Raw genomic sequence first — 12,130 nt, 5'->3', positions numbered from 1 at the left:
CGGTACTCTGTAATGAATCGCCGAGCTTTCTGTCAAAGTCCTGTAAAAAAACAGGTGAAACGCTGCTCGCTCCGCCTGCCGTACTGCCGGTTATTTTTTTATATAATTAATGCCGGATCAAGGCCTGTGTGCCTTCATTCTCATAGCCTGCCGCGGCAAGTTCTTCAAAGTTTTCCAAGGCTTTCTGTAAAATATCCAGGGAAATCCCTTTCTTTTCACTTTCTTCCTGCGCCAACTTGAAATCCTTGATGATGTGTTTCATATAAAATCCCGGCGCATAGTCATGTGCCAGTATTTTCGGCCCTAAGCTGCTGAGCTGCGCACTGCCGCCGGCGCCGCCGGAAATCGCCCCTAAGAGCACGGCCGGATCGAGACCTTGCGCGTTACCGTATGTTAACGCTTCACACACGCCGCTGAGCGCGCCGGCAATGAGAATCTGGTTCGCCAATTTGCCGTGCTGACCGCTGCCGGCTTTTCCCAAATACGTAATCGTCTTACCGACGGCGCGAAATACGGGCAACAGCGTTTCAAAGTCGCCCTTTTCGCCACCCGCCAAAAGTGACAACGTACCGGCAATGGCGCCGCTTTCGCCGCCGGTGACGGGGACATCGAGGACGTGAAAGCCTTTGGCCTTGCCATCCCGGTAAAGCCGCTCGGCCAAGGTCGGACTCGTCGTCGTACAATCAACCAGATACGTTCCCGGTGCCGCGGCGTCAAATATATTGCCTGCGCCGTAATAAACCTCTTCGACATCAGCAGGAAACCCTACCATGGTCATGACGAGATCACAATCGTTGACACATTCACCGATAGTCGGAAAGAATGCGGCGCCCGCCGTCAGAAGCGCTGCCGCTTTCTCTTTCGTACGCGCGTAGATCCGGACAGAAAAGCCGGCCTTCAGCAAATTGCGTACCATCGGTTTGCCCATGATACCGACGCCGATAAACCCTATCGTCTTCATGACAGTTACCTCCTATTTTTTATACCCCGTCGTAAAATCCACTTCATTCTGCAACGGCTTGCCGTTTATGTACGCCTTCAAATTATCGACGGCGATACGGACGATCGCGTCGTGCGTCGCCGTCACATGATAGCCGCCGGAAATATGCGGTGTAATATAGATGCCTTCTGTCCGCCACAAGGGATCCGCGGCAGGGAGAGGCTCCGGATCCGTAACATCGACAGCGGCCCCCGCCAGGTGACCGGACGTCACGGCGGCACATAAATCTTGCTGCACGACATTGGAACCGCGACCGATATTTAAAAACCAGGCGCCCTTTTTCATTTTTCCGAAACGCGCCGCATCATACAAATGATACGTTTCCGGCGTATCAGGAAGGCATGAAGCCACGATATCGGCTCTCGCCAACTGCCGGTCGAGATCAGTAATAAGCGCCATTTCATCCGTGCCCTGTGCAGGCGTCACGCTGCGGCGGCGAATGCCGATGACATGCGTTCCCAAGGCCTGCAGCCGCCGCCCCAACTGACTGCCTATATCCCCGTAACCGACGATCACGGCTGTTGCACCGTAAAGAGACGTAACGGGGCCTTCATCCCGCCAAAGGGCCTGCTTCTGATTATCATAATAAGCGTATAACCGTTTCATCATGGCTAATAGCTGGGCCAGCATGTGCTCGGCCAAGGCCAACCCGTAGGCCCCCGTAGCATTTGTCAGCAACGTGCCGGCCGGCAAAATGCCGTCACCGCAATACGTATTGGCGCCGGCACTGTTCAGCTGCAGCCAGCGAAGCTGCTTGGCCTGCTGCAGCAAAGACGGCTTCACATTGCCGATAATGACTTCGGCGTCAGCCAGATCCTGCGGCTTGACAAGAGCACTTACCGGCCCCTGCACATCGGCATAGACTACGGTATTGGTGCCGGCAGCCGCCTCAATGAGCGTTTTATGTTTCTCCGTAACTTCCATTGCAACTAAAATTTTCAACTGAAAACCTCCCCATATATGGACTCTTCCGGCAATATCACATAGGGCGGGAACTATTTTTCTACCAGTCCAGTTTTCCCGTCAACAAGTAGACGAGCAATCCTTTTTCCGCATGACGGCGATTTTCGGCTTCATCCAAAATCGTTTCCAAGTGCTGCTCCATGACCTCTTTGCTGATTTCGAAGCCCGGATGGATAGGCATATCATGGAATACGAGCGCCTTTGTGCCTGCCAGTAATGCCGCATCGATTTGATACGGCATCATCTGCTCAATGATGGCGTTCTTCTTTTCCTCATAGGCAGGATTCGTAAAAAATTCCATGTCGACCCATGTATCGGTATAGACGCAGTCCACGGCACCGACAATTTTCTTCAATTCTTCTTTGCTGACAGTCGGAGAAATTTCATGATAACGTCCCGTGGCCTTCAATGAATCGTAAAAATCACCGCCCACAGCCATGACCTGACTGAAAGGTGTCAGCCCGTACATCTGCCCGCCTAAGGCCGTAACGATTTCAGATAAAGAATTAAAGGTATTGTTTTTGGCGCCAATGTACAGAACCGATGCCGAGAAACGCCCCAGCTTTTCATATAACGTCAGCATATCCGCCAACGCCTGCGTCGGGTGAAACGTATTATCGCAACCGTTGATAACCGGTACAGTAGCACTGTTCATAAAGGCTGCCGTCGTTTCAGCTTTCTTGAATCGCCCCATAATACAGTCCACATTGCGGCAAACGTACTGCACTTCACTCATCGTATCGCCGATCGTAAAATTGCTATCACTCCATTTTTGATTATACGCCTTTCCGCCTAATTCTTCCATGCCTATGACGAAAGATAAATATGTCCGATTAGAGGTTTTTTCAAAAAGCGTATATAATTTTTTCCCTGATAAAATATTCGCATATGCCTCTTGATTTTCTTTTATTTTCTTTGCCAACAATAAGATGCCCTGTAATTCATCAGACGTGTAATTTTTAAAGCTGTTAACGTGTTTCATCATATCTCCTCCATAAATACATGCCTCCGTCGAATGCATTTATCGTATCATATAAAGCGTATTTTTTTCAAGTAATTATACAATATTTTTGCATTTTTAATTTATTTGTTCAAAATAAAAACCGGTGATTCCAAAGGAATCACCGGTTAAAAGGTTTTCTATTTACTCAAGCTTCTTACGCTTTTGTAACGTTAGCAGCCTGCGGTCCACGAGCGCCATCGACGATGTCGAATTCAACTTCCTGACCTTCTGTCAGGGATTTGAAGCCGTCTTCCTGGATAGCTGAAAAATGTACAAACACATCGCCGCCATCTTCTCTTTCAATAAAGCCATAACCTTTTTCTGCGCTAAACCATTTTACTTTACCGTGCATACCAAAATCCTCCTAAATAAAAACAATTCCAGCTATCTTGTAGCTCTTACGTTAGTGTATCATAATCAAAGTGGCATGTCAATGTAATTTCCTCTCATAATTATAAATATTTTAAAATTTTTATTCATATTTATCTTATTAAGATTTATGATTACTGCTGTTTTATAGGTCTTTTCTAAGATAGTGACAAAAAGAATACGTATATTTATTAGATTCATTTTTTTCAAACCGTTCTGCCGATTCCAATTGCCACTGCCCTTCCTCAAAAGGTGGAAAAAATGCGTCGGCTTCGAACACGGCCTCTATTTTTGTTAAATAAAGACTGCAGGCAAACGGCAGAAATGCCGCATAAAGCGATGCGCCGCCAATGACGAAGTACTCTTTCGACGGCTCCATGTCCTGTCTCAAGTCCGCAACGGAATGATATACCGCAATATCCTTTCGACGCTTACCGTAATCCGCCTGAGACGTTAATACCCAGTGACTGCGACCCGGTAAGATTCCCGGCAAGCTTTCAAAGGTTTTCCGTCCCATAATCATCGGGTGCCCCATCGTCAACGCTTTAAAGTGCCGTAAATCCGCCGAAATATGACAGAGTAATTGATTATCCCTGCCGATACCTCCATCTTCCGCAACGGCGGCGATCAAGTGCAGCATCAGACAGCGACCTCCATCGATAATTTTCCTAAGTGCCGATAATTATCCAGTGTGATATCCTCTATTTTAAAATCATAAAAATCTCGCACCGCCGTATTGATCAGCAAGTCGGGCGCCGCCATGGCGGCATCACGCCGAGCCAATTGCTGCCGCAATACTTCTACATGATTTTCATAAACATGGGCGTTATTAATGACATGTGTGAAAAGGCCCGGTTTCAGTCCTGCAGACTGGGCAATCAAGTGTACCAAAACGGCATACTGGGTCATATTGAAGGGAACACCGAGTCCCATATCGCCGCTGCGCTGTATCAACATGCAATTCAGCCGTCCTGCCGTAACATCCCAAAGCGTCTGAAAAGCGCAAGGCTGCAGCGCCATATCGTCCAGATCATCCAAGTTCCAGAGGGAAACGATCATGCGGCGACTCTGCGGATCTGTCCGCAGCTGCTCCAAAAGCGTATCTACCTGCCTGTATTTCCGAATCTGATATCCGTAAGCCTTGCCGATCGTGCCGTCAGGCCGCATCCATTCGTCCCAAACGTGGCAATTCATCTTCTGCAACTCCCGTACGTCGTTGCTCTGAAGCTGCCAGATCCAAAGGATTTCCTTCACTGCCGTCTTAAATGCGACGAATTTCGTCGTTAAAATGGGAAATTCCGCCGCTAAATCAAACTGCATGACTTGATGCGGTAACTTGTACGTCCGAATCCCCGTTCTGTTATTGCCATAAAAACCGTGCTCGATGATGTTCTCAACAATATCGAGATATTGCGTATCTGCGCTGCTCATGCATTTCACCTCATTATTCATCAAATTCTCGAAGCGCTTCCAAAAAAATATGCCCATATTTGTGAAGTTTAAAGGAGCCGACTCCTTTTACTTCTCCCAACTCGTCAAGCGACTGAGGCCGCCGTCCTGCAATTTCCCACAACGTGGCATCGGAAAAGATAACGAAAGGCGGGATTTGTTCCTCTTTGGCCAATCTGTACCGTAACGAACGCAGGATTTCAAACACTGGTCGCAACGCAACTTCGTCGATATCGGCAGAAAACCGTTTTTTCTTTTCCGCCGAAGGAGCGGCGGCAATCCGTTTCGTTCTGACGACGGTCCTGCCGCTCTGCAGTTGTTCCCTCCCTGCCGCCGTCAATGACAGGACAGGATACTGACCGTCGGATTGTTCAAGGAAGTGTAACTGCAAACATGTTCGAATAAGGCTGCGAATCTCTTCCTGGGAAAAATCGCCCAACATGCCAAACGACGCCTTCCCTTCAAACCCGTAACGCCTGACCTTGGCATTAGCCGTCCCTTTCAGTATATCACAGACCATTGTCATCCCGAAACGGCCTTTCAGTTCATCGACACAAAGGCAGATCAGCCGAACTTCCGGCGTAATCTTTTCTTCCACCTTCGGACTGTCGCAATTGCCGCAATGGCCGCAGTCACGCCAAGCAGGCGTCTCGCCGAAATACGCCAAAATGGCGCGGCGCAGACACCCCGGCTGCTCGCAATAGTCGATCATTTGCCGAAGCAGGAGCTTTTCGTGCCGCTGCTGTTGTTGATCATGCACGGATCTTTCAATCAAATAATTCTGAATCATAATGTCCTGCCTGCTAAACAGGAGAATGCATTCGCCGGGAGCTCCGTCGCGCCCGGCACGACCCGCTTCCTGATAATAACTCTCCATATTTTTCGGCATTTGATAATGAATCACAAATCGGACATTGCTTTTATCAATACCCATTCCGAAAGCATTCGTAGCTACAATAACTGCCAGCCGGTCATACGAAAAGGCTTCCTGCACGCGCCGCCGTTCCTCATCGGACAAACCGGCATGGTACCGGCCGACAGAAAAGCCCTGACGCTGCAGTCGCTGATAAATACGATCTACATCTTTGCGCGTCGCCCCGTAAATAATCCCGCTGTCACGCCGGTGTTCGCGCAAATAGGCTTCCAAAAAAGCCATGCGGTCGCCGTTGCCGACAACACGAAAATACAAGTTTGGCCGGTCAAAACCACCGATAAACAACTGCGGTTTCTGCAGCCCCAGGAGCGCCAACATATCCCCCTTGACCTTTTCCGTCGCCGTCGCCGTAAATGCGCTCACAACGGGACGCTGCGGCAACGCCTCGATCCAGGAACTGATCGCCCCGTAGCTTGGCCGGAAATCATGTCCCCATTGCGATACGCAATGGGCTTCGTCAATGACGACCATGGCAAGCGGCAATTCCTTCATCAGCGAAGTAAAGAATTCATTTTGCAGTCGCTCCGGCGAAATATACACCAACTTGAACTTACTCCTGCAAATTTGCGAAAATCGTTCCTTCGATTCTTCAAAGGTACATTGACTGTTGATAAAAGTCGCGGCAATCTGCTGATTCAGAAGGGAATCAACCTGATCTTTCATCAGGGAAATAAGCGGTGAAATAACCAAAGTAAGACCGGGCATCAGCAGCGCCGGGATCTGAAAACAAAGTGATTTTCCGGCTCCCGTCGGCATGATGACCAAACTGTCACGCTGCTGCAGCAATGCAGTGACAACAGCTTCCTGCCCGGGCCTGAACGCCGTATATCCGAAATACTGTTTTAACACATCTGTCGGCTGCATAATAACTCCATTCAACAAAACGTAAAAACGGGACTGCCATAAAACGAGTCCTTCCTCATTTTATTACAGTCCCTATATTATATCAAATTTATTTTTTCAGTTCTTCTGCAAGAACGGCTCCCAAACGCTTGATTCCTTCAACAATCCGGTCTTCAGGCATATTGGAGTAGTTTAGCCTGAAGTGATTGCCGTGACCGCCATTCGGATAGAAGATATCGCCCGGCACATAAGCGACATTCTGCGCAATACATTTGGGCATCAATTTTTTTGCGTCCACATCGTCAGGCAAGGTAACCCACGTAAACAGGCCGCCTTGCGGATACGTAAAGGTGACATCGGCGGGGAAATACGTCTTCATCGCGTCACACATCAGATCGCGCCTTTTCGCATAAAGCGCCGTAATACGGGCAATGTGCGCTTCCATATCAAACAACTTACAGAAATACGCCGCCTGCCGTTGTCCGAACGTGGATGTGCCGAGATCGACGGCCTGTTTGAACTTGACAAATTTATCAACGATGTCCGGTGCCGCAACGATCCAGCCGAGCCGCAGGCCGGGCATAAAAATTTTGGAGAAAGACCCCAGAAAAACGACCTTCCCCTGCGTATCCAACGATTTTAAAGACGGCATTTTTTCAAGACCGTAACGAATTTCGCCGTACGGATTATCTTCCAGCACGACAACATCGTATTTGCTGACGATATCCATAAAAGCCTTCCGCCGTTCCAGGGGCCACGTTACGCCTGTCGGATTCTGGAATTCAGGAATGACATAAATCAAACGGACAGCGTCGTCTGCAGCTAAAATTTTTTCCAATGCTTCCGGAATAATCCCCTTGTCATCTGTCGGCACTTCCGTATAGCGCGGTCCGGCGGGATCAAAGGCCATGATAGCCCCCATGTACGACGGGCTTTCCATCAAGATGGACTGCCCTTTATCAACCAGTATCTACGCTAAGATGAACAGCGCCTGCTGCGAACCGGTCGTCACGACGATATGTTCCGGTTGGCAATCGACGAAAAATTTATCCTTCATTCGCCGGGCAATTTCTTCACGGAGCGGCACATACCCTTCCGTCGTTCCGTACTGCACGGCCTGACGTCCTTCTTCGGCATAAATAGCCGCATCCACCTGCTTCATCTCTTCAATCGGGAAAAGCTCCGGCGCCGGAAGACCGCCCGCAAAGGAAATGATTTCCGGCTTTTCCGTCAGCGCTAATAAGGCCGCAATATCGGACGACTGTAATGAATTGGCAAAATTTGAAAATTTAGTCATGACAAACACCCCTTTTAATGATAAATCCCCTAATGGCATACATTATACCATCGCTATGCGTCATTGGCAATTTTCATTTTCCATCATTTTTATTTCCGCGCCGATTATTCCGCTACGGCCGGCACGCCGCCACATCACTGCATACCGGAATGGCGCCAGCAAAAGACCCTTCCATATCGGAGATACAGAAGGGTCCGCACTCAAACCGGTTAATTGAAAACGCCCGACGTCACTGCTTATTGCCGCGTGCAGACGACTGCACGCCGTCCAGCGACCGATCAAATGTAAACGACCATATTTGCGGCGTATCCGGCCCGACTTCCATGTCTATCTGCGGATGAGCCGGCACGTTCCGCCCCGTTTTATCCTGATAATAGATCATACCGCTTGCCGCATCGTATGTATAATCACTTATTTTCGCTTTCTTATGCGCTGCGTCCCGAACCGTTGTCGCAATGCCGAAATCGTTATCGTTCGATACGAACATCGTTTTATGGTCATAACTCATCGTCAGCCCTTCCGCTTTTTCCGTATCCCAGCCGTAACGCCGCAAATCGGCAATCAGCGTCTTGACCGGAAGATACGGCGCCAGCTCTTCGCGGGACGCAAATTCGATGTCCTTGCCGTTGATTTTTGTATTCGTAACATCCGTACCGGTCGAAAGATCCACCATATAGACCCTGTTCATCATTGATTTATCGGCTTGCTTTCCTTGCTCGATAATCAAGACGCGATGATTGTCGATTGCATAAGCATCGCCTAATTTCGCATCCCCCATCTTCTTGTACGTCCCTTCCAGCGGATAAGCATACGTTTTATAAGTACAATCCGTCGGATTCCAGTCAAACAAGCGGCAAACGACTGCATTCTTCGTTTTTCCGCCATTCGTCAAGATACTTTGAACCAAAAACAGGATATGGCCATTGGGCATGATCGTCAAACCTTCAGCGCCGCGATTGGGCGTCCGTTCGCCAGCAATAGCCGGCAACCCGTTTTTAGGCGAATATTTTTCAAGAATTCTCGCCTGCCGATCCATTTTGACGACAAACGGGCCATATTCATCACTGATCCAGATATTGCCGTCCCGATCACGGGCAATGGCTTCCGTATCCAAACCGTTTTCATCGAAAGGAAGCAGCTTGAGATCACTGGACAGCGCTACTTCCCCGCTGGAACCGGTCTCGCCGGGAGGAACGGGACGGCCGGAAATCGCATTTCCCGATGGATCCTTAATCGGCATAACCTTTACTACGGCGGCTTTTCCGTCAGCTAAAATCACTTCGCCGATTTCAGGGTGGAAATCAGGCGCCGGGAAGAGCTTGGAAGTGTATTTTTTACCGTTATAGATGACATCCATCCCATCCAAATTCGGCCCTCTGTCCGTGATTGTCAATAAACGCGGCGCTCCCTCTTGCGTATATCCTTCAAAAGAAAGCCCCGAGCCGAAAGCCGCGTTCAGTCCATTGGGAAATATTTTTTTATCGGCTGCGGCGCTGGGGACATAGTACCGTTTATCCATAACCAGCGGATATTTTTGATAGGCAACGATCTGCGCGGCATGAACGCTAAAAAAAGCCGCTGAACCCCCCAGACACAACCCAGCCAAAACCATCATTATTCTTTTCTTTTTCATAAAACACGCCTCCGCTTCACTATATATTGTTTTGCTGCACGCCACACCGTCATCCTCCGCTGAATAAGCGTAAAGCCGGCTTCACCGGCCGGCTTTACCTTGGTTGGGGTTTCGTACTGGGGAGCAACCTGTATGTATCAACTGTAAAACAGAGCCTTATCCATCTGTTCTACAGGGCTAACCATAGCGGTCTTAACCCTGACCGGGGAGATAAGAGGATCACCTCCGAATTAGAAGTAGAGTGGTTTATCCGTCGACTCCTTGGGAGGCTTGTCGTAAATACTAAGACGGGTCAGTTTTTTCAATTTCGCCATCGCTTCAGCAACTTTACCGGTATGTGTCACGTACATCGTCAAGGCCGTCCCTACCGCTGCAACTATTGCTAATCTTTTCATTCCATGCCCTCCTTTATTTACGTTGTACCTTTACTATACCCGGCGTGCGTATATAAATGATTGAATTATCGTCAATATCTTGTAAAATCATAAAAAAAGAGAAAGTATCCGTTGCGGACGCCTTCTCCTTTTATACTCAGGTAGTTATTTTATTTCAATTAACCGATATTCACGCGTACCGAGGCCCATTTTTTCAGCATGCTCCAAAGCGGCTTGCCAGTCCGTTTCCGGCTCGATATCCGTAAAATAATCCCCGTTATGCTCTTTAGTACTCAAAACGCTGTTGGCCATAACCGGCTGCCGATTGACGGCATCGACACAGGCTTGGTCAAGAGCCACCAGATCATAAGACGCAAACATGCCGATGTCAGGAACGATGGGCACGTCATTTTCAGAATGACAGTCACAACACGGCGATATGTCAACGGCCAGACTGATATGGAACGTTTCCCGGCCCCGGACGATAGCCGCCGTATATTCGGCCATTTTCCTGCTCAACACCGTATAGGCTTCATTCCAAACAGGCGCAATGGCGTCGACAGGACAGACGCCGATACACCGTCCGCAGCCGACGCAAATTTCCTCCGTGATGAAAGACTTGCCGTCCGTTACATGCACCGCATCATGCGCGCAGATTTTTTCACACTTATGACAGCCAATACAGTATTCCTGCTGAACATAAGGCTTGCCTGCACTGTGTTGTTCCATTTTACCGGCCCGAGAACCGCCGCCCATGCCCAAATTTTTGATGGCGCCGCCGAAGCCTGCCGCCTCATGCCCCTTGAAATGAGTCAGGGAAATGACGATATCGGCATCCATCAAAGCGCGGCCGATCTTGGCCTCCTTGACATATTCGCCGTCCGGCAGCGGCACCAGCGCCTCGTCCAGCCCTTTCAGGCCGTCGGCAATAATGACCTGGGCGCCTGTCGTGTACGGTGTGAAACCGTTTTTATAGGCCGATTCAATATGATCGACGGCATTTTTCCGACCGCCGACATACAATGTATTGCAATCGGTCAAAAACGGTTTGCCTCCTAAAGACTTGACAATTTGCACAATCTCGGCAGCGTACTGTGGACGAAGAAAGGCCAGATTACCCGGTTCCCCGAAATGCAATTTGACGGCGACAAACTTATTGGTAAAATCTATCTTTTCAATCCCCGCTACCCGCACCAACCTTCCCAGTTTATGCGCCAGCCCTTCCCCTTCTTTTGTCCTCATCGTAGTAAAAAATACATCTGACATGATTATTCCTCCCCTATATTTGACATACATGACTCCATTCTGACGGAAAAGATGCGCTTTTCCTATACCCGCTATTATCATACCCTATTTACCGAAAAAGGAAAAGCGGCAGATACGAGAGAATCAAGCGCCATGAATTCCCCCTTTACCGTTTTCGTCCCACCGTAAAAGCGGCTACGAAACATGCAGAAAAGCCGGAAGCGGCAGGCCGAAAGATTACGCCGTCCGCCGTTTCACCAGGCGCCCCATGCCGCGCCGCGTGCCCCCTTCGACGCATCTATCGCCTCGCTACGCCGCAAGGTACAGAATAATTCTTGGCAGCCAATTACTTCATCAAATGCAAAAACGAACTTTCAATTCTCCATTATGAGAATCAAAAGTTCGCATTTGTCTGTCTTGGTGGGCGATAACAGGATCGAACTGCTGACATCCTGCTTGTAAGGCAGGCGCTCTCCCAGCTGAGCTAATCGCCCGTATGGTGACCCCTGCGGGATTTGAACCCACGTTCACGCCGTGAAAGGGCGGTGTCTTAACCACTTGACCAAGGGGCCTTGGCTCCTCAAGTAGGACTCGAACCTACGACAAATCGGTTAACAGCCGATTGCTCTACCAACTGAGCTATTGAGGAATACGGTTCCATTCGCAAGGAACAATACGTATTATAGCAGAGAAGGTATATTTTGGCAAGTATTTATTCAAAAAAAGCTGCCGTCCGAATCGGACGACAGCTTTTCCCAATCATATGATAAATTTACCGATCTTACATCATACCGGGCATTTTTTCATTGATTTTCGCCTAATTTTTGAAGCATTAAGAAGCCCCATTTTATCGTGGTTTTTCAAGCATCGAATCACTTCATTTCTTACCATTTACTTTTAGGTTTAAGTATTTTGTTCTCGTTCTGTTCTCTGGTCGCATTAATAAATAAAAATTTCTTTATATTACATATATTATATATCAGCTATTTCATAGCAAGGCCGACTAATAACGCCCCAGCT

At 48.7% G+C, this 12,130-nt stretch carries 10 protein-coding genes, 3 tRNA genes and 1 pseudogene; all 14 read right to left on the bottom strand.

Annotation, left to right across the window (positions count from 1 at the left end):
- Positions 1 to 106 precede the first annotated feature (106 nt).
- Positions 107 to 961, bottom strand: a complete 855-nt coding sequence (locus tag HMPREF1250_RS09220) for an NAD(P)-dependent oxidoreductase (RefSeq protein ID WP_023054511.1) — start codon at positions 959 to 961, stop codon at positions 107 to 109.
- A 12-nt stretch (positions 962 to 973) separates the two neighbouring features.
- Positions 974 to 1,942, bottom strand: coding sequence for a D-2-hydroxyacid dehydrogenase (locus tag HMPREF1250_RS09215; protein WP_023054396.1), 969 nt, complete (start codon positions 1,940 to 1,942; stop codon positions 974 to 976).
- Positions 1,943 to 2,003: 61 nt separating this feature from the next.
- The gene (locus tag HMPREF1250_RS09210; RefSeq protein WP_231391308.1) at positions 2,004 to 2,948 is read right to left on the bottom strand and encodes an ornithine carbamoyltransferase; all 945 of its coding nucleotides are present in this window, start codon (positions 2,946 to 2,948) and stop codon (positions 2,004 to 2,006) included.
- 172 nt (positions 2,949 to 3,120) lie between these two features.
- The gene (locus tag HMPREF1250_RS09205; RefSeq protein WP_023054391.1) at positions 3,121 to 3,318 is read right to left on the bottom strand and encodes a cold shock domain-containing protein; all 198 of its coding nucleotides are present in this window, start codon (positions 3,316 to 3,318) and stop codon (positions 3,121 to 3,123) included.
- Positions 3,319 to 3,480: 162 nt separating this feature from the next.
- A complete protein-coding gene (locus tag HMPREF1250_RS09200) occupies positions 3,481 to 3,975 on the bottom strand; it encodes a dihydrofolate reductase (RefSeq protein ID WP_023054421.1) in 495 nt (164 codons plus the stop codon).
- The gene (locus HMPREF1250_RS09195) at positions 3,975 to 4,766 is read right to left on the bottom strand and encodes a thymidylate synthase (RefSeq protein ID WP_023054485.1); all 792 of its coding nucleotides are present in this window, start codon (positions 4,764 to 4,766) and stop codon (positions 3,975 to 3,977) included. The genes HMPREF1250_RS09200 and HMPREF1250_RS09195 overlap by 1 nt, the downstream gene beginning before the upstream one ends.
- Before the next feature lie 13 nt (positions 4,767 to 4,779).
- On the bottom strand, positions 4,780 to 6,582 hold the full coding sequence (gene recQ / locus HMPREF1250_RS09190; protein ID WP_023054410.1) for a DNA helicase RecQ: 1,803 nt from the start codon (positions 6,580 to 6,582) through the stop codon (positions 4,780 to 4,782).
- A gap of 88 nt (positions 6,583 to 6,670) precedes the next feature.
- Positions 6,671 to 7,858: pseudogene (locus HMPREF1250_RS09185) on the bottom strand (PLP-dependent aminotransferase family protein).
- A gap of 229 nt (positions 7,859 to 8,087) precedes the next feature.
- Complete coding sequence (locus HMPREF1250_RS09180; protein ID WP_023054520.1) at positions 8,088 to 9,491, bottom strand: esterase-like activity of phytase family protein; 1,404 nt, start codon at positions 9,489 to 9,491, stop codon at positions 8,088 to 8,090.
- A gap of 230 nt (positions 9,492 to 9,721) precedes the next feature.
- Positions 9,722 to 9,886: a hypothetical protein gene (locus HMPREF1250_RS11650; protein WP_023054432.1), complete on the bottom strand. Its 165-nt coding sequence runs from the start codon at positions 9,884 to 9,886 to the stop codon at positions 9,722 to 9,724.
- Positions 9,887 to 10,030: 144 nt separating this feature from the next.
- Positions 10,031 to 11,137, bottom strand: coding sequence for a DUF362 domain-containing protein (locus HMPREF1250_RS09175; RefSeq protein WP_155914519.1), 1,107 nt, complete (start codon positions 11,135 to 11,137; stop codon positions 10,031 to 10,033).
- Positions 11,138 to 11,528: 391 nt separating this feature from the next.
- Positions 11,529 to 11,604, bottom strand: a tRNA-Val gene (locus HMPREF1250_RS09170).
- 3 nt (positions 11,605 to 11,607) lie between these two features.
- Positions 11,608 to 11,682 (bottom strand) — tRNA-Glu (locus tag HMPREF1250_RS09165).
- A 1-nt stretch (position 11,683) separates the two neighbouring features.
- Positions 11,684 to 11,759 (bottom strand) — tRNA-Asn (locus tag HMPREF1250_RS09160).
- Positions 11,760 to 12,130: the final 371 nt, after the last annotated feature.

The sequence above is a fragment of the Megasphaera vaginalis (ex Srinivasan et al. 2021) genome, assembly GCF_000478965.1.
Classification (GTDB): Bacteria; Bacillota; Negativicutes; order Veillonellales; family Megasphaeraceae; genus Megasphaera; species Megasphaera vaginalis.
Note: the sequence above shows the minus strand (reverse complement) of the source record. Positions and strands in the feature narration are given on the sequence as shown.

Coding starts and splice junctions, on each gene's coding strand:
- HMPREF1250_RS09210 (WP_231391308.1), bottom strand. CDS start 2,948: ATGATGAAACACGTTAACAGCTTTAAAAATTACACGTCTGATGAATTA.
- HMPREF1250_RS09195 (WP_023054485.1), bottom strand. CDS start 4,766: ATGAGCAGCGCAGATACGCAATATCTCGATATTGTTGAGAACATCATC.
- recQ (WP_023054410.1), bottom strand. CDS start 6,582: ATGCAGCCGACAGATGTGTTAAAACAGTATTTCGGATATACGGCGTTC.
- HMPREF1250_RS09200 (WP_023054421.1), bottom strand. CDS start 3,975: ATGCTGCACTTGATCGCCGCCGTTGCGGAAGATGGAGGTATCGGCAGG.
- HMPREF1250_RS09180 (WP_023054520.1), bottom strand. CDS start 9,491: ATGAAAAAGAAAAGAATAATGATGGTTTTGGCTGGGTTGTGTCTGGGG.
- HMPREF1250_RS11650 (WP_023054432.1), bottom strand. CDS start 9,886: ATGAAAAGATTAGCAATAGTTGCAGCGGTAGGGACGGCCTTGACGATG.
- HMPREF1250_RS09205 (WP_023054391.1), bottom strand. CDS start 3,318: ATGCACGGTAAAGTAAAATGGTTTAGCGCAGAAAAAGGTTATGGCTTT.
- HMPREF1250_RS09220 (WP_023054511.1), bottom strand. CDS start 961: ATGAAGACGATAGGGTTTATCGGCGTCGGTATCATGGGCAAACCGATG.